The sequence below is a fragment of the Halomonas zincidurans B6 genome, assembly GCF_000731955.1.
GTDB lineage: Bacteria > Pseudomonadota > Gammaproteobacteria > Pseudomonadales > Halomonadaceae > Modicisalibacter > Modicisalibacter zincidurans.
In genome coordinates this window covers 624319-648598 of sequence record NZ_JNCK01000001.1, presented here as the reverse complement: position 1 = coordinate 648598, position 24280 = coordinate 624319, and the positions used below count along the sequence as shown (strand labels likewise).

General features: G+C 64.6%; 19 protein-coding genes. 4 read left to right on the top strand and 15 right to left on the bottom strand.

Annotated elements, in window-relative coordinates; translation table 11 throughout:
* Positions 1 to 98 precede the first annotated feature (98 nt).
* The 9 genes from hflC to HALZIN_RS0103030 form a co-directional block, all read right to left on the bottom strand.
* Positions 99 to 1004, bottom strand: coding sequence for a protease modulator HflC (hflC, locus tag HALZIN_RS0103070; protein ID WP_031382782.1), 906 nt, complete (start codon positions 1002 to 1004; stop codon positions 99 to 101).
* Positions 1001 to 2221: an FtsH protease activity modulator HflK gene (hflK, locus tag HALZIN_RS0103065; protein ID WP_031382781.1), complete on the bottom strand. Its 1221-nt coding sequence runs from the start codon at positions 2219 to 2221 to the stop codon at positions 1001 to 1003. Before hflK ends, hflC begins: the two co-directional genes overlap by 4 nt.
* Before the next feature lie 75 nt (positions 2222 to 2296).
* A complete protein-coding gene (gene hflX / locus HALZIN_RS0103060) occupies positions 2297 to 3625 on the bottom strand; it encodes a ribosome rescue GTPase HflX (RefSeq protein ID WP_031382780.1) in 1329 nt (442 codons plus the stop codon).
* Between the two features lie 14 nt (positions 3626 to 3639).
* On the bottom strand, positions 3640 to 3888 hold the full coding sequence (gene hfq / locus HALZIN_RS0103055; protein ID WP_031382779.1) for an RNA chaperone Hfq: 249 nt from the start codon (positions 3886 to 3888) through the stop codon (positions 3640 to 3642).
* 116 nt (positions 3889 to 4004) lie between these two features.
* Entirely contained in the window at positions 4005 to 4949 is a 945-nt protein-coding gene (gene miaA, locus HALZIN_RS0103050) for a tRNA (adenosine(37)-N6)-dimethylallyltransferase MiaA (protein WP_031382778.1), read from the bottom strand.
* On the bottom strand, positions 4946 to 6883 hold the full coding sequence (gene mutL / locus HALZIN_RS0103045; RefSeq protein WP_031382777.1) for a DNA mismatch repair endonuclease MutL: 1938 nt from the start codon (positions 6881 to 6883) through the stop codon (positions 4946 to 4948). Before mutL ends, miaA begins: the two co-directional genes overlap by 4 nt.
* Positions 6884 to 6898: 15 nt before the next feature.
* Entirely contained in the window at positions 6899 to 8380 is a 1482-nt protein-coding gene (locus HALZIN_RS0103040; RefSeq protein WP_201448168.1) for an N-acetylmuramoyl-L-alanine amidase, read from the bottom strand.
* A gap of 16 nt (positions 8381 to 8396) precedes the next feature.
* Positions 8397 to 8861: a tRNA (adenosine(37)-N6)-threonylcarbamoyltransferase complex ATPase subunit type 1 TsaE gene (gene tsaE, locus HALZIN_RS0103035; RefSeq protein WP_031382775.1), complete on the bottom strand. Its 465-nt coding sequence runs from the start codon at positions 8859 to 8861 to the stop codon at positions 8397 to 8399.
* On the bottom strand, positions 8858 to 10426 hold the full coding sequence (locus HALZIN_RS0103030) for a bifunctional ADP-dependent NAD(P)H-hydrate dehydratase/NAD(P)H-hydrate epimerase (protein WP_051907347.1): 1569 nt from the start codon (positions 10424 to 10426) through the stop codon (positions 8858 to 8860). Before HALZIN_RS0103030 ends, tsaE begins: the two co-directional genes overlap by 4 nt.
* A gap of 161 nt (positions 10427 to 10587) precedes the next feature.
* On the opposite strand from HALZIN_RS0103030, the gene queG reads away from it, so the two are divergent.
* Positions 10588 to 11685, top strand: coding sequence for a tRNA epoxyqueuosine(34) reductase QueG (gene queG / locus HALZIN_RS0103025; protein ID WP_031382773.1), 1098 nt, complete (start codon positions 10588 to 10590; stop codon positions 11683 to 11685).
* A gap of 237 nt (positions 11686 to 11922) precedes the next feature.
* Here the strand turns inward: queG and ltrA are convergent, their stop codons facing one another.
* The 3 genes from ltrA to HALZIN_RS0103010 form a co-directional block, all read right to left on the bottom strand.
* A complete protein-coding gene (gene ltrA / locus HALZIN_RS0103020; RefSeq protein WP_035575120.1) occupies positions 11923 to 13146 on the bottom strand; it encodes a group II intron reverse transcriptase/maturase in 1224 nt (407 codons plus the stop codon).
* A 725-nt stretch (positions 13147 to 13871) separates the two neighbouring features.
* Complete coding sequence (locus tag HALZIN_RS0103015; protein ID WP_031382771.1) at positions 13872 to 14876, bottom strand: glutathione S-transferase family protein; 1005 nt, start codon at positions 14874 to 14876, stop codon at positions 13872 to 13874.
* Between the two features lie 48 nt (positions 14877 to 14924).
* Positions 14925 to 15875 (bottom strand): LysR family transcriptional regulator, encoded by a 951-nt coding sequence (locus HALZIN_RS0103010; protein WP_031382770.1) that lies wholly within the window; start codon positions 15873 to 15875, stop codon positions 14925 to 14927.
* Between the two features lie 96 nt (positions 15876 to 15971).
* On the opposite strand from HALZIN_RS0103010, the gene HALZIN_RS0103005 reads away from it, so the two are divergent.
* The 3 genes from HALZIN_RS0103005 to HALZIN_RS0102995 all read left to right on the top strand — a co-directional run bounded on the left by HALZIN_RS0103005 (position 15972) and on the right by HALZIN_RS0102995 (position 20531).
* Positions 15972 to 16805, top strand: coding sequence for a pirin family protein (locus HALZIN_RS0103005; protein WP_031382769.1), 834 nt, complete (start codon positions 15972 to 15974; stop codon positions 16803 to 16805).
* Between the two features lie 211 nt (positions 16806 to 17016).
* Complete coding sequence (locus HALZIN_RS0103000) at positions 17017 to 18792, top strand: peptidoglycan DD-metalloendopeptidase family protein (protein WP_236254951.1); 1776 nt, start codon at positions 17017 to 17019, stop codon at positions 18790 to 18792.
* A 389-nt stretch (positions 18793 to 19181) separates the two neighbouring features.
* Positions 19182 to 20531, top strand: coding sequence for an MFS transporter (locus HALZIN_RS0102995; RefSeq protein WP_031382767.1), 1350 nt, complete (start codon positions 19182 to 19184; stop codon positions 20529 to 20531).
* Between the two features lie 63 nt (positions 20532 to 20594).
* Here the strand turns inward: HALZIN_RS0102995 and HALZIN_RS0102990 are convergent, their stop codons facing one another.
* From HALZIN_RS0102990 to HALZIN_RS0102980, 3 genes are read right to left on the bottom strand one after another with little or no spacing between them, the layout of a single operon-like run.
* Positions 20595 to 20987, bottom strand: coding sequence for an AtuA-related protein (locus HALZIN_RS0102990; protein WP_051907345.1), 393 nt, complete (start codon positions 20985 to 20987; stop codon positions 20595 to 20597).
* On the bottom strand, positions 20980 to 22359 hold the full coding sequence (locus tag HALZIN_RS0102985; protein WP_031382765.1) for an acyclic terpene utilization AtuA family protein: 1380 nt from the start codon (positions 22357 to 22359) through the stop codon (positions 20980 to 20982). The genes HALZIN_RS0102990 and HALZIN_RS0102985 overlap by 8 nt, the downstream gene beginning before the upstream one ends.
* A complete protein-coding gene (locus HALZIN_RS0102980; RefSeq protein ID WP_051907344.1) occupies positions 22356 to 24272 on the bottom strand; it encodes a TRAP transporter permease in 1917 nt (638 codons plus the stop codon). Before HALZIN_RS0102980 ends, HALZIN_RS0102985 begins: the two co-directional genes overlap by 4 nt.
* Positions 24273 to 24280 lie beyond the last annotated feature (8 nt).

Below are 24280 nucleotides of genomic sequence, written 5' to 3'. Positions count from 1 at the left end.
CCAGAGATGAATGGCCACAAAAAAACCGGGCCACGCCCGGTTTACGGATTCTAGCATGTTTGCCCCCCGGGTGTACCCCGGAGGGCAAGACGATCGCCTCAGGAGCCGTCCGCGTTGCTGCTCTGCTGAGGCTGCGGGCTGGCACCGTTCAGGTAGCGGAAGAAGTCGCTATCCGGCTCGAGCACCAACAGGTCGGACTTGCCGTCAAAGCTGGCTCGGTAGGCGTCGAGACTGCGGTAGAAACGGAAAAACTCGGCATCCTGCTGATAGGCTTGGGCATAGATCGAGGCCGCTTCGGCATCGCCCTGACCGCGCAGCGTCTCGGACTTGGACTGAGCCTCGGCAAGCAGTACCTGGCGACGGCGCTCGGCATTGGCACGCAACTTGGCGGCCTCCTCCTGGCCCTGGGCGCGATACTGGCGGGCCTCGCGATTACGCTCGGTGCGCATGCGTTCATAGACCGCCTGGGTCACCTCGTCGGGCAGGTCGATCCGCTTGATGCGAATGTCCAGAATCGCCACGCCCAACTCCTCGCGCAGCACCTCATTGAGCTGCTGAGTCGGCTCCTCCATCAGCTCATCGCGACGTTCGGCGATGATTTCCTGCAACTCGAGCCGACCGAACTGGTTGCGCAGCGCCTCGTCGACACGCGGGATGATCAGCCGTTGGGCCACCTGCTCCTGGCCCGAAGTCGCCTGGTAGTAGCGCGCCGAGTCGACGATCTTCCACTTGACATAGGAATCGACGATCACCGCCTTCTTCTCCAGCGTCAGGTAACGACTGGTATCGAGCTCAAGAGTCAGCACGCGGGCATCGAAGGTGCGCACCGTGTTGGTGATCGGCACCTTGAAGTGCAGTCCCGGCTGGATATCGGCTTCGACGATCTCGCCGAACTGCAGCTTGATGGCGCGCTCGGTCTCGTCGACGATATACAGAGTGTTGCTGCCTACCCAAGCGACCGCGGCCAGGCCGGCGACGATGAGCAGGGAACGATTATTGATCATTGACGACCCTCCCTGCGGATACCGCTCGTCTGCGACGAGTTGCTGCTGCCTGCCGAGTTGTTGCGCAACTGCTCGATCAGCGACGGCGTGACATTGACGTCCTGCTGCGAATCGGCGCCGCTGGCGTTGCCACGGTTCAGCTTGTCGAGCGGCAGCACCATGAGCGGACTGCTTTTGTTGATATCGATCAACACCTTGCTGGTATTCGACAACACCTCGGTCATGGTATCCAGATACATGCGGTCGCGCATCACCTGGGGTGCCTGGCGATATTCGGTCAGCAATGAATTGAAGCGATTGGATTCACCCTGAGCCTTGGCAACCACCGATTCACGATAGCCCTGCGCCTGCTCGATCAGGCGTTGAGCCTGACCCTGGGCTTCGGGAATGATTGCATTGGCGTAGCCGATCGCATCGTTGATCAGCCGCTGGCGATCCTCGCGCGCCTTGATCACGTCATCGAAGGCGTCCTGAACCGCGTCCGGAGCCGAGGTCGACTCGATGTTGATCGCCAGAATGCGCACTCCGAGGCCATAGCTATCGAGATAGGTCTGCAGACGCGTGGAAACGGTATCCGCCAGCAATGCGCGTCCCGAGGTCAGAATTTCGTCCATATCGGTGCCGCCGACTACCTGGCGCAGCGCCGAATCAAGGGCATTCTCGATGGAAAGATCGGGCGTACGCACATTGAGTGCATAGTCGCGCGGATCGGCCACCTGATACTGGGCGGAAATATCGACCTTAACGATGTTCTCGTCGCGGGTCAGCATCGACTTGGTCTGGGATACCGAACGTACTCCGGTGACGTTGACCATGCGCACGTCGTCGATGATCGGCGGGTTCCATTGCAAGCCGGGATTGACGATTTGCTCGAACTTGCCGAAGCGCAGCACCACCCCACGCTCCGACTGATCGACCAGATAGAAGCCGGACGCCGCCCAGATTGCCAGGACAATTATCGCAAGCAGCCCCGGCAGCGCGAAGACACTGCGCTTACCGCCACCGCCGCCACCATTGCCGCCGCCGCCACGCTTGCCGCGACCGCCGAGCATGCGATTGAGCTTGTCCTGGAATTTCTTCAGCGCCTCGTCCAGATCCGGCGGGCCCTGGTTGTTGTTACCGCCACCACCATTGCCGTTACCGCCGCCGCCACGTCGGCCACCGCCACTCCAGGGGTCGTGCTGCTTGCCACCCCCACCCGGCTCATTCCAAGCCATACGTCGTCTCTCCACTAAGCAAGATTGCGATGTGCGACGAGGCCGCCGTCTACGATGGAGACGGCGGCCTCGCTGTTATTCTCGGACACCATCGGCCCAGATCGGCGGCGCCAGATCCTCCGGTGGCAGGTAGTCCTCGGCTTTCTCGCCCAGCCGGGCGAGCAGTTGCATGAATTCGCGCCGTGGCAGGCGAATCGTCAGCAGGCTGCGGCCCTGGTCGTCGAAACGCTCGCTGCGGACCGCGTCCAGCTCGTGCAACCCCGCCCGTAGCCTACCCTGATCAGGCGTCAACGTCAGCTCCAGATCGAGCAAGTCCTCGGCCAGACGCTCGGACAATGCCTGATGCAGCAGATCGAAACCGCTGCCCTGTTGTGCCGAAACCCATACTTCCTCGGGTACGCCGTGGCCGTCACGCTCGATACGCGGCGCGCTGTCGAGCAGATCGATCTTGTTCATCACCCGCAGGCAGGGCACTGCATCGGCGCCGATCTCCTCGAGCACCGAATTGACTTCGGCGATGTTCTGCTCGCGTTCGGGGTCGGCGCAATCGATCACATGGATCAGCAACGAGGCTTCGTTGGCCTCTTGCAGCGTGGCCTGGAAGGCCTCCACCAGCTTGTGGGGCAAGTGGCGAATGAACCCCACGGTATCGGCGATCACCACCGGTCCCACATCGGCCACGTCGAGCCGGCGCAGGGTCGGATCGAGTGTCGCGAACAACTGATCGGCGGTATACACCGTCGAGGCGGTCAAGGCGTTGAACAGCGTCGACTTGCCGGCGTTGGTGTAGCCGACCAGCGAGACACTGGGAATTTCGGCCCGCGAGCGCGCCCGGCGGTTCTGCTCGCGCTGGCTGCGCACCTTGTCGAGCCGCTTGTGAATCGCCTTGATCCGCGCACGCAGCAACCGGCGGTCGGTCTCGAGCTGGGTTTCACCCGGCCCGCGCAGGCCGATGCCGCCCTTCTGGCGCTCCAGGTGAGTCCAGCCCCGCACCAGCCGCGTGGACATGTATTCGAGCTGAGCCAGCTCCACCTGCAGCTTGCCTTCATGGGTCCGGGCGCGCTGGGCGAAGATGTCGAGGATCAGCCCGGTGCGGTCGAGCACGCGACATTTCAAGGAACGCTCGAGGTTGCGTTCCTGGGAGGGACTCAAGGTATGGTTGAAAATCACCAGCTCGGCGTGGTGAACGGCAAGCAACTCGCGTAACTCCTCCACCTTGCCGCTGCCGATGAAAGCACGCGGATCGGGCCGACGCCGGCTTCCCTGCATGAGGGTCGCCGGCTCGGCGCCCGCGGAACGCACCAGTTCCAGGAATTCACCCGGGTCTTCACGCTCTTGCTCGTCATGGAAATCGACATGGACGAGAACCGCCGTTTCACCGGCGTCGGGACGTTCGAAAAACAATCAGTACCTCGCGATCAATCTTCCTGCCCGGCCATATTGGGATCCTGGGCCGGAAGACGCACATTGCGTGACGGCACCACCGTAGAGATGGCATGCTTGTAGACCATCTGGCTGACGGTGTTACGCAGCAGAATCACGAATTGGTCGAAGGACTCGATCTGACCCTGCAGCTTGATTCCGTTGACCAGGAAAATCGACACCGGAATGCGTTCCTTGCGCAGGATGTTCAGGTACGGGTCTTGAAGGGACTGCCCTTTGGACATTTTGCTCTCCCTAACTGTCTCTAGTTGATGTCATTTTAATGTTCGCCCCACGGGGCTTTATGAGGCCTGGGCCACGCCGCCGGCTAACGACACCACGACGAAAGCCTCATCTTACGCTAAGTGCTGCATTGGCGCACGATTTTCAAGGCCTCGCCGAGCGGCGAAGGCGCACACGAGTCAATCCATCTCAACGCCGGCCAGGCGCGTAGCCAGGTCAGTTGGCGCTTGGCCAGCTGGCGAGTCGCGATCACTCCCTTGTCGCGTAGCGTAGCTCGATCGTACTGACCGTCGAGATACGCCCACGCCTGTCGATAGCCGACGCTTTTCAGTGCCGGCAGGTCGGGGCTCAGATCCCGCTCGCGCAGCGCGACTACCTCGTCGAGAAAGCCCTGCTCGAGCATGGTGTCGAAGCGCCGGGCGATACGTTCATGCAGCACCGCCCGATCGGCAGGCGCGAGCCCTATGGACAACGTCCGCCAGGGAAAGGTTTCGGCTGGCTGTTCACGCCACAGCGCACTCATCGATCGGCCGCTCAGACACTGTACCTCCAGGGCGCGCATCAACCGCTGCGGATCGTTGGGGTGAATGCGCGCCGCCGACTCGGGATCGACCCGCGCCAGCTCCTCGTGCAGGACGCCCAGGCCGCGCTCGGCCGCCCAGGCCTCGAGCTCGGCGCGCAGCGCCGGATCCGCGGCAGGCAGTCGGGCGACGCCGCCCAGCAGGCTACGATAATAGAGCATGGTGCCGCCGACCAGCAGCGGGAGCTTGCCGGCGGCACTGATATTACTCATCTCGCGGTGCGCGTCGTCGCGAAACTCGGCGGCCGAATAGGGTTCGCCGGGGTCGCGGATATCGATCAGGCGGTGCGGCGCGCGGGCCAGCTCGGCGGCGGAAGGCTTGGCGGTGCCAATGTCCATGCCGCGATAGACCATCGCCGAATCGACGCTGATCAGCTCCGCGCCCAGGCGCTCGTGCAGCGCCATCGCCAACTCGGTCTTGCCGGACGCCGTGGGCCCCATCAGCAGGATCGCCAGCGGCCGCTTATCGCTCGCGCCGTTCATTGGCCGCGCAGAAACAGCTTGTCGAGCTCGGCCATCGACATCTCGGTCCAGGTCGGCCGACCGTGGTTGCACTGACCGCTGCGTTCGGTACGTTCCATGTCGCGCAGCAGCGCATTCATCTCGGGCACCGTCAAGCGACGATTGGCGCGCACGCTGCCATGACAGGACATGGTCGCCAGCAGCTCGTTGATGTGCGCCTCGAGCCTGTCCGAGCGCCCGTAGCGCTCGAGATCGCCGAGCATGTCGCGGATCAGCGGCTCGACGTCGGCCTCGGCCAGCAGCGTCGGCACCTGGCGCACCAGCAAGGTTTCCGGCCCCGCGACGTCGAGCTCGACGCCGAGCCGGGCAAACGCCTCGCGGCAGGCCTCGGCGGCCTCCACGGCGTTGGCGCTGACCGCCAGCGACACCGGCACCAGCAGCGGCTGGGCGTCGAGCGCCCCGCCATGCACCTGGGTCTTCATGCGTTCGTAGACGATTCGCTCGTGGGCGGCATGCATGTCGACCAGCACCAACCCCCGCGCCGTCTGGGAAAGAATGTACACGCCGTGCAACTGGGCCACCGCATAGCCCAGCGGCGGTGCCTGGGTCGGGTCGTCGTCGGCCAATGCGACCCGCTCGGGCGAGCGGCGGCGGCGCTCGGCGAAGGCGGTTTCCGCCGCCGTTCCGCCCGGGGCGGTCTCGAGCTGGGGCGTCAGCAGACTGGCCTCGTGTTCGGGATGCAGCGCCTGATAACCGGCCATGAATTCGCGCACCCGCGAAGCGCCGGGGCGTCCTGCGTGTTCGCCGCCGGAAGCCGAGCGCAGCGCCATGGGCTGCTGTTGCCAACGCGGTTCGGCGACGGTGTCGTTCGCCCCGGCGGGCTGGCTGTCGCGCGGCTGTGTCGAGGGCCCGCCCGCCGGCGCCGCCGAGCCATCCCGGGGGCGGACCTCGCCGAGCGCCCGATGCAGGCTGGAAAACAGGAAATCATGCACCAGCCGGCCGTCGCGAAAGCGCACCTCGTGCTTGGTGGGATGCACATTGACGTCGACCACCAGCGGGTCGACATCCAGGTACAGCACGAACACCGGATGACGACCGTGGAACAGCACGTCGCGATAGGCCTGGCGAACGGCATGGGCGATCAGCCGATCGCGCACCACCCGGCCGTTGACGAAGAAATACTGCTGGTCGGCCTGGGCGCGGGCGTGAGTCGGCAAGCCCACCCAGCCCCACAGACGCATGCCGGTGACCTCGAGATCGATATGCAGCGCGTTGTCGAGGAACTTGGCGCCCAGCAACGCGGCGATACGCCGTTCGCTGGCCGCGTTGTCGTCTGCCGGACGCAACTGGTGCACGGTCTTCTGGTTGTGGCGCAGCACCCAACCGATGTTGTAGCGCGACAGGGCCAGACGCCGGAAGGCTTCTTCGGCATGAGCGAATTCGGTCTTTTCGGTGCGCAGGAACTTGCGCCGCGCCGGGGTATTGAAGAACAGATCGCGCACCGTCACCGAGGTACCGCGCGGATGGGGAACCGGCGCGACCCGCGGCTCCATCTGCCGGCCCTCGGCGACCACCCGCCAGCCACCCGCCGGGTCGTCGGCGGTATTGGAGGCCAGTTCGAGCCGCGACACCGAGCTGATCGAGGCCAGCGCCTCGCCACGAAAACCCAGGCTGGTCACGCCTTCGAGCTCCTCCAGCGAGACGATCTTGCTGGTGGCATGGCGCGACAGCGCCAGCGGCAGATCGGCCTCGTCGATTCCGTGGCCGTCGTCGCGCACCTTGATCAATCGCGTGCCGCCGTTCTCCAGGTCGATCTCGATGCGCCGGCTGCCGGCGTCGATGGCGTTCTCGACCAGTTCCTTGAGCACCGACGAGGGGCGCTCGACCACTTCGCCGGCGGCGATCTGGTTGGCCAGTCGCGGGTCGAGAATCTGGATGCGTCGTGTCTGGTTCATGGCGACTACCGAAGATTAACCGCGCGGAATGCGCAAGACCTGGCCGACGCGAATCGAGTCGCTCTCGAGCTCATTGACCTCGCGCAGTGTGCTCAGCGACACCTGATTCCGGGAGGCAATCTCCGACAGGGTGTCGCCCGGCTGAATGCGGTACTGATTGGCCTGCCCACCCCGCCCCTGGTCGCGCTGCCAGGCGATCAGGCTGCTGGGTGGCGGACTCTGTTGAAAGTGCGCGTCGATCCCCTTGAAGATCGCCCGGGCAAGCTGGCCCTGATAGCTTGGGTCGCGCAAGCGGCGCTCCTCCCCGGGATTCGAGATGAACCCCGTCTCGATCAGCAGCGACGGTATGTCCGGCGACTTGAGCACCACGAAACCGGCCTGTTCGACCCGCGACTTGTGCAGGCTGTTGATCTTGTCGAGCTGGTCGAGCACCTGGCCGCCCGCCGCCAACGAATCGTTGAGTGTGGCGGTCATGGTCAGGTCGAGCAGCACACCGCGCAGCGTCTCGTCCTTGTTGGCCAGGTTCAGGCTGCCGTCGACGCCGCCGATCAGGTCCGAACGGTTCTCGGAGGCCGCCAGCCACTTGGCGGTCTCCGAGGTCGCGCCGCTCTGCGACAGTGCGTATACCGAGCTGCCGGTCGGCCGTGGACTCTTGAAGGCATCGGCGTGGATCGAGACGAAGAAGTCGGCCTTCTGGTCGCGTGCCAGCAGGGTGCGCTGACGCAGCCCCACATAGTAGTCGCCATCGCGGGTCAGCACCGCCTTGTAACCGGGCGTGGCATCGATCTGCGACTTGAGCTTGCGGGCGATCGCCAGCACTACCGCCTTCTCCTGGGTGCCGCGTGGGCCGCTGGCACCCGGGTCCTCGCCCCCGTGGCCGGCATCCACGGCAATGATGATATCGCGCTTGGGATGCGACTTGGCGGCCGTCACCGCTTCGACAGTCGCCGCGGGCTGACCGTTGACACGCGCCTCGGCCTGAGCGCGCTGGGCGGCGATCTCCTGCTCGCGGATCTTCGCCTCGATGGGGTCGATGGGATCCTCCACGGCGCTCTCGCCGGGGTACTTCAGATCGACCACCAGCCGGTTTCCGTACTGGTCGTTGGGCGCCAGGGTGAAATGTCGCGGCACTACCTGGCGCTTGAGATCGAGCACCACACGCAGATCGTCACCGTTACGAGTACCGCTGCGAATCCGGCTGATCGCGCTGCCCTCGAGATCGATCGAGGCAACGTCGGCCTCGAGCTGGCTGTCGGCGAGATCGATCACCAGGCGTCGCGGGTCGTCGAGGGAAAAGATGTTGGCCTGTGGCGCGCTGGCCATGTCGAAGACCAGCCGCACACGATCGGGTGCCGCCCACAACCGCACGTTGTCGACTTCGTTGGCCCGTGTCGGTGTCGCGGCGACGGTCATCGCGACGCCGCACAGCACGGCGACCAGCCCGCGACGAAGGCCCGTGCAACGAGCCCGGAGGCTCTGCCAAATCCAGAAAGTCATGGTCTAGCGTGTATCCTTAATCGACGGACGGGACCGACAATCGCTCGATGACGGCCTCGCCATAGGCGGTCTCCGCCTTGAGATGGGCCTGACGACCCGGCCCCGAAACGCTCAGGGAAATCACCAGGTCGGGCATGGGTAGCCAGCCGGCGCCGCGGCTCGGCCACTCGATCAGATTGAGCGAATCGCTGCCGAACAGATCGCGGGCGCCGATGAACTCCAGCTCTTCGGGATCGCCCAGCCGGTAAAGGTCGAAATGGTTGATCTGCAGGCCGGCCAGTCGATACGGCTCGACCAGCGTGTAGGTCGGGCTCTTGACCGCGCCGCGGTGGCCGTAGGCCCGCAGAATGCCGCGCGCCAGGGTGGTCTTGCCGGCGCCCAGCTCGCCGGTCAGATGCACGACGCCGCGTCCGGCCAGCGCCCGGCCCAGGGCATCGCCGAACGCCACCTGGGCGGCTTCGTCGGATAAGCAAATCATCATCGTCGCGTCGTCGGTCGGCCATTCGCCAAAATTCGCGCATAGCATGCCAGATCGCCCGCCAGCAGGCCACGCTCGCCGTACACGCTCGCCGCCTGATCGGCGGCGCAGGCGTGCAGCAGCGTACCCACCCGCGCCGCGGACTCGAGTGTCAGGCCCTGGGCGACGAGCGCGCCGAGAATGCCGGAAAGCACGTCGCCCATGCCGCCGCTGGCCATGCCCGGATTGCCGTAAGGGCACACCCCGATGCCCTGCGGGCCGGCGATCAGGCTCCCCGCACCCTTGAGTACATGCGTGCCGCCGCGCCGCGCCTTAAGCGCGCGACTTGCCGCCAACCGGTCGGCCTGGACTTCGCTGCCGCTGATGCCTAAAAGGTGCGCCGCCTCGCCGGGGTGCGGCGTCAGCAGCCAGTCGTCGCGATGCAACTCGGGCCAGCGCTCGACCAGCAGGTTGAGACCGTCGGCGTCGATCACCAACGGCTTGCCGCTGTCCAGCGCCGCCTGCATCAAGCCTTGCCCCCAGGCATCGCGCCCCAGCCCGGGACCGATCACGATCACCTCCGCCGCCTCGAGCATCGGTGTGGCGTCACTCACCCCGCGCACCCCGCGGGCCATGACCTCGGGGGTGCGAATCAGGCTCGCGCCGACGTGCTCGGGCGCGGTGGCCAGGCTGACCTTGCCGGCCCCCAGCCGCGCCGCCGCCTGACTGGCGAGCAGTGCCGCGCCGCCCAGCCCCGGCGCCCCGCCGATCACCAGCACGTGACCGAAATCGCCCTTGTGACTGGCCCGGGCGCGCGGCGGCAATGCCGTGGCGATCAGGCTCGCATCGAGCAGCTCGGCGACCGGCGCGATATCCGCATGTTCGCCACTGTCGACGCCGAGCGGGCAGAACGCCAGCGCGCCGACATAATCCGCGGCCTGGCCGGTGTGCAGGCCGAACTTGTCGGCGATGAACGTCACGGTCAGCGTGGCGCGCACCGCCACGCCCAGCACCGCGCCGCTGTCGGCGGCCAGCCCCGAGGGGATGTCCAGCGCCAGTACCGGCCGCTCGCTTGCATTGATCGTGCCGATCGCCATGGCGTAGGGTTCGCGGACCTCGCCGCCCAGGCCAGTTCCCAACAAGGCATCGACGACCACCTCGCCGGTGAGCGCGGCATCCTCCGCCCATGGTTGCACGACGAGCCCGGCCCCACGCGCCATCTCGACGCCGCGTGCCGCCTCGCCCGTGAGCGCGGCGGGGTCGCGCAGCGCGAGGAGCTGCACCTCGAGTCCGTCGTTGACGGCCAGTGCGGCAAGCACGTAGCCGTCGCCGGCGTTGTTGCCCGAGCCGCACAGCACGCTGAGTCGGCGCGCCTCGGGCCAGCATTCGCGCAGCTGCCGATAGGCGGCCATCGCCGCGCGCTGCATCAACGCGAAGCCCGGCGCGTCGCCGCGCTCCTTGTCACCGGGCTGGGCGGCGGCGATTTCGCGGCTATCGATTTCACGGACCTGGGCGGCCAGGTAAAGCGGATGCGGTGTCGCGTCACCCGGCTTACGGGGATGGCTGGAATGACTGGAATGGCTCGACATGCGCGCCCTCCGCTATGACCATGAACGGGTGAATAGTGTAGGCTACGTCCTTCTCTTCTCAGTATTGGCCCGACATTGGCTGGGCGTTGTTGAAACGACAGCCTACCTTGCATGATGGTTCTTCGCAGTAGCTCGCATTGCCCCTCGACCGACGTGAATCGATGATTTCTGGCGAACGCGCACAACCCGACTACCCCGAGCTGGCCGAGCGCATCAAGCAATGGGGCCGCGAACTGGGCTTCCAGCAGGTCGGCATCACCGACACCGAGCTGGGCAACCACGAGCGCTATCTCCAGCGCTGGCTGGCAGCCGGCCACCACGGCGAGATGGACTACATGGCCAGGCATGGCACTCGGCGCACCCGACCCGCGGAGCTGATCCCCGGCACCCTGCGGGTGATCAGCGTGCGCATGGATTACCTGCCGCCGGAGGTCGAGACCACCAAGGTACTCGGCCAACCGCGGCGCGCCTATGTGTCGCGCTATGCGCTGGGCCGCGATTATCACAAGCTGATTCGCAAGCGCCTGGCGAGCCTCGCCAAACGCATCGAGGACGCGGGCGGCGCCTACGGTTATCGCACCTTCGTCGACTCCGCGCCGGTCATGGAGCGCGCCCTGGCCCAGAAGGCCGGGCTCGGCTGGTTCGGCAAGAACTCGATGCTGCTCAACCCCCAGGCCGGCTCGCTGTTCTTCCTCGGCGAACTCTACACCGACCTGCCGCTGCCGGTGGACGCGCCGTTCGAGAGCGAGCACTGCGGTTCCTGCGCGGCTTGCCAGACCGCCTGTCCCACCGGGGCGATCGTCGACGACAAGGTGATCGATGCGCGGCGCTGCATCTCCTACCTGACCATCGAGCTGCACGGCAGCATACCCGAGGAGTATCGCGAGGCGATGGGCAACCGGGTCTACGGCTGCGACGACTGCCAGCTGGTCTGTCCGTACACGCGCTTCACCCGGGCCAGCGCCGAAGAGGACTTCGCCCCGCGCCACGATCTCGACCGCGCCGAGCTGCTGGCCCTGTTCGCCTGGAGCGAAGGGGAGTTCCTCGCCAAGACCCAGGGCAGCGCGATCCGCCGCATCGGCTACGAACGCTGGCTGCGCAATCTCGCCGTGGGGTTGGGCAACGCCCCCTGGAGCCGGGCCGTCGAAGCCGCCCTTCAGGCGCGGCTCGCCTACCCCTCCGATCTGGTGCGCGAACATGTGCGCTGGGCGCTCGACCGGCAACGCCGCAAGCAACCCATCGCTCTCTCAACCGACTGAACCGCCAGCCGTGGCAGGGGACCCCATTTCGATGATGGCCCACCCAAGCCGAGACCTAGGGTTTTGGGGGAGGGAACTTGTTCCCGATCGGTTTCGGCTGCCCCTATCGCGAACAAGCTCCCTCCCACAGCCCCCTGCCAGTTAGTTTGTCCTTGATAGGGGTCGGGAAGGCTTCGCCTCCCCGCCCTCCGAACCGTGCGTGCGGTTCTCCCGCACACGGCTCTCCAGTCGATAGTTTCAACATCGTGATTGGCTCGCTTGCTGCCAGGCTTCGGCTAGGGTGAAAAGCCCGGCAGCGGCGAAGAACCTATTGGGCCAACGTCGCGTGTCTGTTCCGGTGTTGCCACGCCCAGGGCGTTTCTCCTGCTTGCGCAGGATGGCGCGAAGCCGTCGGCGGATGAAGCCATCCAACGGCCGGAACGTTGTCCGATAGGCGTGTCGGAGGTAGCCGAACCAGCCTCTTAGCAGAGGATTGAGTGAGGCGATGATCTGCCGCAGACTCTTACCTTCCGTCCGCCGCGTCTTGCTTCTCACCTTGTCCTTGAAGGCTCTGAGACTCTTCCTACGTACCCAGCGCTTTCCCGCCTCGAAGCGGTAGCCCAGGAAGTCGAAGCCCTCGCCGCGTTGTCGACAGTCACCGATATGGGGCTTGTCGGGGTGCAGGGTCAGGCCATTCGTCATCACCCAGTCCTGCACGTGGGCCAGGGCCTGCCGGGCCTCCTGCTCGCTGTAACAGAGGATGACAAAGTCGTCGGCATACCGCACCATGCGATAGCCGCGCTGGGTCATCTCCTGGTCCAGCGGGTGCAGGTAGAGATTCGCCAGCAAGGGGCTGATGATCGCTCCTTGCGGCGCTCCCGCGGTGGGGCTCCAGCAGTTCATCTCGCTAACGATGTCCTGCGTCAGCCAGGCACGCAGCAGTGACAACAACCGACCATCGCTGAGCCGTTCCTCAACACGGCTCATGAGGCGGTCATGCGGGATGCTGTCGAAGTAACCCTGCAGGTCGGCGTCGACCCCCCAGGTCATGCCGGCCTTGAGGCCATCATCGACGGCCCGCAAGGCGTCCTTGCAGCCTCTTCCTGGTCGGAAGCCATAGCTCATCGGCAGGAACTCGTGCTCGAGAATCGGTTCGATGACACGCTTGAGCGCCGCCTGAACGATGCGGTCCTTGACGGTAGGGATACCCAACGGGCGTGTCTTGCCGCCGCCCTTGGGGATCTCGATCCGCCGCACCGCCTGTGGGCGGTACCGCCCCGCCGCCAGGTCGGCCTGGAGCTCCTCAAGGTGGCGTCCGGACTGCGCGGCGAAGCGTGACACGCTTTGCCGATCGACCCCCGCTGCACCCTGGTTGCGGTAGACCTGTAGCCAGGCACTCGCTAGGGTCGACGAGCGGTGTACCTTGTCGATCAGGCTGAACCATTTACGTCCTTTGACGCCGTTATCCAGCGCCGCCAACATGCGGTCCGTCCAGATTGAGCGGTCACCCCCCGCCATAGCGGCGGGTGATGACGCACCTTGCTTAGTCCCACGGGGGGACACTATCGATGCTGTGCTGTTGCGTTCGCTCATCTCTGGTCGTCTCTCGCATCCATCTTCCTGCCTCCCTTCCCTCGGCACAGGTTCTGTTCTCTGCGCCTCCTGTACGGCGTCTTGGCGGTAGGCAGAGTTAGCACTCCCGCATCTCTAGATCCCTGCTTTCGCCGGGATGAGCCGTGGCCAAGGCGTGATCCGCACGCCGGTACTATGAAGGCTCTGACCCCTGGCCGCCGTCACCTCGGTGACCAGGACTCCCCGCTTATCTCGTGCACCCTTCCTGACGTTCCGCCTCCAACCACCTGGCAGGTCCCGCCGTCGCTTTAGCCGCCACCCCAGCGCGACGGGTGCGTTTCAGGCTTCGCTGTCTCCCAGCAAGCTCGCCACCTGACCCGGCCGAATCGAGTTCGTCATCCTACGGACCGCCAGTTCGCCTCCGGTTGCTCTCCACCCCGCCTCGCGGCGACGCAGTTACCTTCGACTACGGGGCCATGGCTTACCCCGACTCGGACTTCCACCGAGTTGTGTGCACGCCTTCACGGGCGCACTGGGAGCGAATTCATTCGCGATTGAAGCCGGCAACAGGCTGTCGGGAACACGTTCCCCAACAAACTTATATCTAGTCTTCACCGCTTACATCCGAGCCTGGATTATGCTTTCTCGCGGATCCCCTGCCCCGTTAGGCGCTCGCGGTCGTGCGGCCGCTCGAGGTCGAGGATCGGACCCTTGGGCACGATGCCGGTGGGATTGATGGTGGCATGGCTGCCATAGTAGTGGCGCTTGATATGATCGAAGTCGACGGTCTCCTTGATACCCGGCCACTGGTACAGTTCGCGCAGGTAGTTCGCGAGATTGGGATAGTCGGTAATGCGCCGCAGATTGCACTTGAAATGCCCGTGATAGACGGGATCGAAACGCACCAGCGTGGTAAATAGCCGAATATCCGCTTCGGTCAGCCATTCACCGGCCAGGTAACGCTGCTCGTCAAGCCGCGCTTCCATGCGATCGAGCGCCTCGAACAGCGCCGTGACGTGCTTCTCGTAGACATTCTGCTCGGTGGCGAACCCGGCCTTGTAGACGCCGTTATTGATGTGATCGTAGACGTCGGCATTGACCGCTTCGATGGTCTCGCGCAGCTCGGTCGGATAGAAGTCCAGCCGGTTGCCGGTGATAGCGTCGAAGGCGTCGTTGAAGATACGCACCAGATCGGCGGATTCGTTATTGACGAGACGTTTGCCAAGCTTGTCCCACAGCGCCGGCACCGTGACCCGACCGGTATAGTCGTGTTGCGTCATGGTGTAGAGCTGATGGTGGTAGTCCACGCCATTGAGCGGATCGCCGCTCGAGCCCTCGCCGACATGATAACTCCAGCCCTGGTCGAGCATCAGCGGACTGGTATGCGACACGCCGATCAGCCGCTCCAGGCCCTTCAGCTTGCGCATGATCAGGGTGCGGTGCGCCCAGGGACAGGCCAGCGAGACATACAGATGGTAGCGATCCGCTTCGGCCGGCAGCGCATCCTGCCCTTGCGGTCCCGGTGCGCCGTCGCCGGTCAGCCATTTGCGCAGTTGGGCCGATTCACGCACGAACTCGCCGCCGTGCTTCTCGGTGTCATACCACTGGTCGTGCCATTGGCCTTCGATCAACAAGCCCATCGTCGTCTCCTTGAATGCAGTAAGCGATTCACGCCAGCTTAGACCGATTCATTCGACGCTACTCTGCAATTTTTCCGCATTTTCTTTCGAATAAAACGAATCGTCATCGATGGGACAGCAGGTGTTGACGGCCGCATGAAGCGCCTGGGCCATGGCGTGGGTCGCCGGCCCGGCCCGGTCGCGATCCTGGAAGATCAATTGCATGGGCACCTCGCGGGTACCGCCTGCCGCCAATGGCAACGGCTTCAGGCGTCGAGCGGTCAGCGCTTCCCGTATGCGCGTTTCGGGCAGCCAGGCAAACCCCAGCCCACGCTCGAGCATGTCCAGCGAAGTCGCCAGATGGCTGACCGTCCAGCGCTGCTCGGCCTTCAACCAGCCGGCATCCATCGACTGGCGCAAGGCCGAATCGCGCACCACCAGTTGGCGATGCTGAATCAGATCGCGCAGGTCGAGGGTACGCGCCAGCGCATGTAACGGATGAGCGGGGTGGGCAACGGCGATAAAGCGCAGGGTTACCAGGGGCTCACCGAGGAAGCCCTGAGCGGCGAGCCCCGAGATCACCAGATCGGCACGCTTGTCGTAGAGCATTTCGACCCCGCCGTTGAGCACCGTTTCGTGCAACTGGACGCGTACGTGCGGATAGTTGCGGGAAAACTGCTGAAGCGCTTCGGCCAGCGCATCGGGCGGGAATATCTGATCGATCGCCAGCGACACTTCCGCTTCCAACCCCGCCGCCATGCTCTCGGCGACCTCTTCCAGTGCCGCGGCGTTCTCGATCAACTGGCGCGCCCGGCGCAACAGCATCTCGCCCGCATCGGTGAGCCGCACCTGGCGTCCGATCGGCTCGAGAATCGACACCCCAAGCTGCGCTTCGAGCTTGTGCACGGCGTGATTGAGCGTCGAGGGGCTCTTGTGAATCGCCTCCGCCGCACGGGCAAAGCCGCCGTGATCGACGACCGCTGCAAGCATCTGCCATTGAGCCAGGGTCACTCGTGACATTTCGTTTTCCTCGAACGAAGCAAGCAAAACTATGCGCTTATTCTTCGAAAAAGTCGTCCTACAATACAATCATTCCGTTATCGCGAGGTAAAGACGATGCCGCAGCGCACAATCAACCGTGTTATTGCCAGCCACCCCAGCCAGGACGGCGATGGTGTCAAGATTTCCCGCGTCCACGATTTCGGCGGCGGGCTTGACCCCTTTCTAATGTTAGACGAACTGGGTTCGGAGCAACCCGATGAATACATCGGCGGGTTCCCGCCGCATCCGCACCGCGGCATCCAGACATTGACCTACGTCGTGCATGGCGGGCTGATGCACGAAGACCATCTAGGCCACAGTAGCTCCATTGGCAGCGGCGATGCCCAATGGATGCATACCGGCCGCGGCATCATCCACTCGGAAATGCCGCTGACCGATCATGCCGGGCTCCATGCCTTCCAGCTATGGATCAACCTGGCTGCGCGTGACAAGCTCAGTCCGGCTACCTATCGTGATATCAAGCGCGAGGAGATGCCGCACCTCGAAGAGGAAGGCAGCGAGCTGATCGCCCTGGGCGGACACTGGGCAAGCGCGACTCAAGCTGTCGACGGGCCCCTGGATGCCCTGGCCGGGCAGGCCGGAATCGCCCATGTTCGCCTCGAGGGGGGAGCGACGCTAACCTTGGAACAGGATGCACCGACGCTGCTGGCGTATGTCTTCGAAGGCGAATTGCAGATAGCCGGCCAGACGGTTTCCGCGCAGCGACTGGCCAGCCTGAATGCGGGCGAAACGCTGACATTGTCCAGCCATTCAGGCGCGCAGGTATTGCTATTGGCTGGCCATCCACATGGCGAGCCGATCGCGCATTATGGCCCTTTCGTGATGAATCAGCGCGAGGAACTCGACCAGGCATTACGCGACTATCGCGACGGCACGCTGGCCCAGTGAGTGCCGACTCGTCAGTAATGCCCTATCCAATTCGTGACAACGTTTGCATCGCCTCCGAAGCGGCGCGCTGTCCTTTGCAAGGAAAGAGTTGAAGGACGAGCCATGTAGCACCATGGTAACTAATTGTTGGTAAAGAGTAGCCGTTGGCCAAGGGTTTAAAGCCTGTACATTCACACAGGCTAGGCATGCTATGAGTCATGCGTTATGGTGCATGGGTTTTTTCCTCCATTTACATGCACCTAGGCCCTTTATGATGTTGCGAATTTTCCATTCGCTGCCCCGCACGCACAAGTTGCTGCTGCTACCCGTCGCCACCATGGTTACTGTGCTGGGCACGTACAAGATTTTGGCCGCTCTGAACGAAACCGATGTTACTAACGGCATGAATAAGCCAGTCAATCTTGCTATCGCCGCCCCGACCTCGGTAGTCAATACCCAGGCGCTCGATCAGGCTGTTTCCAAAAATCTCCAACCATCCAGTTCCAGCCTGATCGGTCGGGATATTCCCCTGGTCGCCCTGACGACTCAGGAAATCGTCGACCTGAATTTCATCGAGACCGCCGAAGCCCGAGAGCCCAACGCTTCTGCCGATCTCACGGTACTTCAGCCGCAGACGCCTGCGGCAGTGGCCAACGCCCCCGCCCAGCCGGCTCCGGCCACGCAGCCCGGTAGCGAGGAAAATGACGCCGCCCTCGACATTCAGACACTCAAGATTGCGCGACAACTGTTCGACGCTGACGCAATCGAGGGCGAACTCGACAGCGGCGCTTCCCACGAATTTCTCTCTTCGGACTCGCTGATTCTCGATGACGGCAAAATCGAACTCGAGAACGAGATCGTCGCCAAGGAAGACTTCGTCCCGCAGTGGGAAACCTATACCGTTCAACAGGGCGACACCTTCGCAGTCATGGCCGAGCGTACCTTCGGCCTGGAGTACAGCGAAGTGCTGCGCCTGCTGGATGCGCTACCGGACGACAAGCCGCTGACCAACTGGCGTGCCGGCGACAACATCGACTTTCAGCTCGATGAAGAAGGTCAACTGCTGGCCCTGCGCGTGATGAAGGATGCCCGTTCGGGCTACCTCATCGAGCGCGATGCCGAGCAGCACACGTTTGAGGTCGCCAATATCGATAAGGCCGGCGAAGCTACCCAGCGGCTGTTTGCCGGAACGGTCAGTGGCAGCTTTGCCGGTTCGGCAAGTGCCACCGGGCTGTCCTCCAGCGAGGTGGCAGAGCTCAGCAACCTATTGGCCAAGAAGATTGATTTTCGTCGCGATACACGCCGCGGCGATCGTTTCCAGGTGCTGGTCGAAGCGGACATGATTGAGGGCAAGGCACTGGACTCGCGCATTCTGGCGGCTAGATACGAAGGCGCGCGGACCGAGCTGACAGTCGTTCGCAATCCGAAGGACGATCGCTTCTACACCCCCGACGGGCGAAGCCTGGACCCGGCGTTCAATCGCTATCCTTTCGACGGCAACTACCGGGTCAGCTCATCGTACAACTTGCGCCGCAAACATCCCGTCACCGGACGCATCACGCCGCATCGCGGCACGGATTTCGCCGTGCCTACCGGCACGCCCATCGAATCGGCTGGCGCCGGGCGCGTCATCAAGTCTGCTTACCAGGCCAATGGCGCCGGCTATTACATGGTCATCCGTCACGACAACGGCTACAAGACGCGTTACATGCACCTTTCCAAGCGTTACGTCTCGGAAGGGGACCGCGTCAAGATGGGCGAGAAAATTGCCCTTTCCGGCAGCACCGGAAACGCCACCGGGCCGAGCCTGCATTACGAGGTGATGGTCAACAACCGTGCCGTGGATGCGATGCGCGTCAAGTTACCCGAGAACCAGAGTCTGTCCGGGCAGGCTCTGGCGGCCTTCAAGCAACAGTCCCAGCAACTGCTGGCCAAGCTCGAAACCAGCGGCGACGCTCAGCTGGCTCGCGCCTCGACGCCGAGCAAGAGAAACCCCGACGACAGTTGATGGAAAGGCCATACTGTTGATGAAGACGCCCCGCATCGCGGGGCGTCTTCGTTTCCACCACCATCCAGTTCCCGCGTTCAAAGCGCCGAAGTCCTCTTCCCCGCCACCTGCACGTTATCTGCCAAGACGTCTTTTCATAGCGCAACCGCCTCGCCGGATGCGCCAAAGCAGCGCTTCGAGGATCGAGCGAAGCCGCGCGACAGCCATCAAATGGTTCGCAAATGACTGAAAGAGAAGCATCGCTGGAGATTGGCACGGCTGATGCTTTATTCCTGGCAGACCGACGTGGACCAGGCTTGACCCCGCGAGTACGAGTGCGTCGGCCCCGGACCTTCAATGACGAAGATCCATCCCGCGTTCGACACGACTCGATGAGGACCGACCGACTTATGGACATTCGCAACAAAGCCAACAGGATTCGTCTGTTCAGCTTCAAGAGTCCGCAAATGCGGGCTTTCCACCTTTCGTGGTTCGCCTTCCATATCTGCTTCTTCGGCTGGTTCGGCATCGCCCCGTTGATGGCAGTGGTGCGCGACGATCTTGGCCTGACCAAGACCCAGATCGGCAACACCATCATTGCCTCGGTAGCGATCACCGTCATCGTGCGTCTGGCGATCGGCGTGCTCTGCGACAAGATCGGCCCGCGCAAGGCCTATACCTGGCTTTTGTGCCTGGGCTCGCTGCCGGTGATGATGATCGGCTTCGCCGACAGCTTCGAAAGCTTCTTCCTGGCGCGCCTGGCGATCGGCGCGATCGGCGCCTCGTTCGTCATCACCCAATATCACACCTCGGTGATGTTCGGTCCCAACGTGGTGGGTACCGCCAACGCCACCACCGCCGGCTGGGGCAACCTGGGCGGCGGCACCACACAGATCCTCATGCCGCTGATATTCGCCGGCATCCTGATGCTGGGCGTGGAAGCCACGCTGGGTTGGCGCCTGGCGATGGTGGTTCCGGGGATCGTGCTGTTCCTGACCGGCATCGCGTACTACTGCCTGACCCAGGATGCGCCGGACGGCAACTTCGACGAGTTGCGTGAGCGCGGCGAACTGCCGCGTGCCGAGAAGGAATACAGCATGCGCAGCACCTTCGGCGCGGCCGCCCGGGACGTTCGAGTCTGGGCGCTGTTCGTGGTCTACGCCGCCTGCTTCGGCGTCGAGCTGACCATCAATAACATCGCCGCCATCTACTTCTTCGACAATTTCGAACTCGACCTGGCCACCGCCGGCCTGATCGCCGGGCTGTTCGGCCTGATGAACCTGTTCGCGCGCACCCTGGGCGGCGTGTTCTCGGATCTCTTCGCCCGCCACGGCGGCCTCAAGGGCCGGGTGCGCTGGCTGTTCATCGCCATGTTCTGCGAGGCCATCGCGCTAATGTTCTTCGCCCAGATGCAGGTACTCGCCGTGGCCATCGGCATCATGCTGGTGTTCAGCCTGTTCGTGCAGATGGCCGAGGGTGCCACCTTCGGCGTGGTGCCCTTCGTCAACCGCAACGCCCTGGGCGCGGTAGCGGGCATCGTCGGCGCCGGCGGCAATGCCGGAGCCGTCGCCGCCGGCTTTCTGTTTCGCGCCGAATCGCTGAGCTACCAGCAGGGCCTTCTGTACCTGGGCATGGCGGTGATGCTGGCATCCTTCTTCACCTTCCTGGTGCGCTTCTCGCCGCAGGTGCTCGCCGAGGAAGACGACGCCTACCGCACTGCGTCCGGCGAGACCGCCACTGCGGCCCTGTCGCTTCGCTGAACTCCGGCCAACTCAGACGAAGCACGCCGCCCCTGCGGACGGCGTTCGTTCCTGCGCATGGGATCATTTCACCAGCAACCGCTCCGGCAACAAGGGTCGTGGCAACGTGACGGTCAGCCCCAGCAGCAGGAAAGACAGCGTCTTGCCATGCCCGTCGAGATTGAGCGCGCCGTTGACGCCGCCCTGAAGTACGTCGTCGATCACCAGGTTCATGCCGGCCAACCCCGGCATCGGATAGCGCCGCACCCGACTCGCGCCACGGTAAGCGAATAGCGCCAATACCCGCGGCTCGGTGATCTGTTCGAGCAATGTCGCATAATGACGAGGATCGTAGGCGAAAAGCGATAGATTGAGACGATCGCCCTTGTCGCCGGCGCGGGAGTGGGCGAGCTGGTGCAGCGTGACGGTGACGCCACCGCCCCCGTCGTGCGCTGCGTCGAGTGCGGTGTCACTCATGGGTGGCATCCTCGTAGAGCGAGGCGCGGGCCGTGACATCGTCGCGCCTGACCAGGAACGACGCGGTGTGCACGCGGCGCTGAAAGTGCCGTCGGACCCCGCCGCCGCCGGCGGGACCGGCGCAGTACAAGGCCAACAGCTCCTGGGTGGCGCGTTCGACCCAGCGCCGCTCGGCATGTTCGCAGGCCAGCCGCACTCTATAGTCGCCTGCCGGGTCGGTGGGCCGGCACTGGCGGCGCAGATGGCCCGAATCGTCGTCGAAGACACTCGTGTGACCGATGATGTCCAGTCGCGTGCGCAGCTCGGCGGGTGCCCTGAAGCGCAGCCGTTCCTGCAACACCGACACCGCCAGACGCGCCCGGGCCAGCGCGTTGGGCCCCGCGTAGGAAATCTCGGCTTCGCCCTGCCATCCGCCGTCGTAGCACACCGTGGTCTTGAGCCGGGCCGGTGCCGGCTTGCCCCGGATGCCGAGGACCTCGACCCGGTCCCGCCCCAGTTCGTTGATCACGACATGGGTCAGATCGACGACCACGTCGGGCGTCAGGTAGTGCGCCGGATCGTGCACTTCGTAGAGCAGTTGTTCCTTGACGGTGCGCGCATCGATGCAGCCGCCGGTACCGGCCGGCTTGGTGATGACCAGCCGGCCATCCGCCTCGACCTCGATGATCGGATAGCCAAGGGTCGCCAGTTCGGCGACCTCCTTGAGCCCCGGGTCGGCGAAGTAGCCGCCGCTCACCTGCGCCCCGCATTCCCCCAGGTGACCGGCCATCATCCCCGCGGCGAGCCGATCCCAATCGTCCCATGCCCAGCCATGGTGGCGAACCAGAGGCGCCAGAAACAGCGCCGGATCGGCGACTCGGCCGGTCACCACCACATCGGCGCCCTGCTCGAGCGCCTGCACCAGTGCCGCCGCGCCCAGGTAGACATTCGCCGAAATCAGCGACTCGCCCGTCGGCAGCGTGCGCGTCTCGGCTTCCCAGGGTTCGAGGTCGAGGGACTCGAGCCGGTCGCGTACGTCGTCGCCATGAACCCGGCCGATGCGCAGCCCATCGCAGCCCTGATGCGCGGCCAGCTCCCCGACCACACGGCAGGCGCCAGCGACATTGGCGGCACCGAAGTTGCCGAGAATGGCGATTCCGTGGCGCTGGCAGTCGGCCAGGACCGGCTCCAGCAACTCCTCGAGCAATGGTTCGAAGCCGGCCTGTGGATCCTCGCGCATCGCCCGATGGGCGGCCGCCAGCGTGCGCTCTCCCAGCGTCTCGAAGATCAGCGCGGCAGGCTGTCCGCGCCGGATCAGCTCCGCGACCACGGGCGTCGCCGCATCGGTACGATCGCCGGAAAACCCGGCTCCGCTACCCAGTAGGAAGCTCATGGCCGCCGCTCCCCGGGCGGCTCACCCACCGCACCCAGCGTGTCGTCCGATAGCGGCCGGCGACTACGCTGGCGCGCGTAGAGAACGCCAAGCGCCAGCACTGATGCCAGCGTGCTCGCCCAACCCGGAGTCAAGGCCAGGGCAACGACGACCAGCAACGCCAGGACGTCAAGCGCCCGGCTTCCGGTCAGCGCGGTGCGCGCCATCAGGGTGGCGAAGGCGATCACGAAGACCGTGCCCTGAACCGCCGCCAACAGGATGTCGAGCCACCCTCCGAAGCCGGCCAGCGAGGGATAGATCAACAGCAGGAAAGGGATCACGTAGATCGCCGCGGCCAGGCGCATGGCCTCGCCGGCCGCCGGCAGCCAATTGGTCTGGGCGATCCCCGCGCCGACGAAGACCGCGACACACACCGGCGGCGTGATCACCGACAGCGTCGCGAAGTAGAAGACGAACAGGTGAGCAATCAGCGGCTCGACGCCGATCTCGGTCAGCGCCGGCGCCAGCACCGACGCGACCAGCACATAGGCCGCCGTGGTGGGGATCCCCATGCCGAGAATCAAGCACACGCCGCCGACGATGAGCGCCACCAGAAACAGCGATTGACCGCCCAGGTCGACGATCAATCCGGCCAGGGTCACGCCGATCCCGGTCAAGCCGATCATCGCCACCAGTATCTGCGCCCCGGCCAGCAGCGCGCCGATGATCACCATGCCCTTGCCCGCGTCGATCAAGCCCGCGAGCAGCTTGGCCGCGACGTCGCGCAGCCCGGCGCCGCCGGCCAATGCGAAGCCGGTATAACTGACCACGGTCATCAGGATCCCGAAGAAGGCCGCCGTCTGGATCGAGCGGCCACTGAGCACCCCGTAGAAAAGCCCGCCGAGCGCAGCGAGTACCGGCACCAGCCGGCCGGGGCGCAGGACATCCCGCCAGGCCGGCAGTTCGTCTTCCGGAACGACCCGCAATTGACGGCGTCTCGCCACCAGATGGATGGTCAGGAACACGCCCAGATAGAACAGGATCGCCGGCAACAGCGCGGCCAGCGCAATACGCACGTAACTCTCGCCGAGGATCTCGGCCATGATGAAAGCCGCCGCGCCGAGGATCGGCGGCGCCACCTGGCCGCCCGTCGAAGCCACGGCCTCGACCCCGGCGGCGAAGGGCGCCGGGTAGGACAGCCGCTTCATCATGGGGATGGTGAAATTGCCGGTGGTCGCGACGTTGGCCACCGCGCTGCCGCTGACCATGCCGAACAGTCCCGAGGCGACCGTGGCCACCTTGGCCGCCCCGCCCGGCGAGCGCCCGCTGATGCGCAGGGCCAGGTCCATGAAAGCCTGACCGCCGCCGGTGTGCAACAGCAGACAGCCGAACAGCACGAAGGCAGCGATCGTCGTCGCCGCCACGCCGACCAGCATGCCCCAGACGCCCAGATCGCCGAGATAGAGCGTTTCGGTGACGAAGGCCAGGCCGAAGCCGCGATGCCCCAGCGCGCCGGGTATCAGCGAGCCGAAGAAGGCATACGCCAACCCGACCAGCACCAGCAGTGGGAAGATCGCCCCGATCGCGCGACGCGACAGATCAAGGATGGCGATCAGCAGTACGCCGAGCATAGCCATGTCCCAGGGTGTGGCCCAGGGCAGCTCGGTCAGGATCCGCTGATGATTGAGGACGACGTAACCGCATGCCACGCTGACCTCGACGGCCAGCGCCAGATCGATGACCACGCCCAGGGGACGCCAGCGGGTGCCTGCCGCCAGCGGATAGAGCGTCAATCCCAGCAGCACCACCAGGGCGAGAAAAAGCCCGCGCTGGACCAGGCTGGCAAAGGGCCCCACCGCCGAGGTGTAGAGAATCAGTCCACCCAATGCCAGGGCCAGGGCCGTGGTCAGCCAATGGCGCACATCGAGTTGCATCTCGCTGC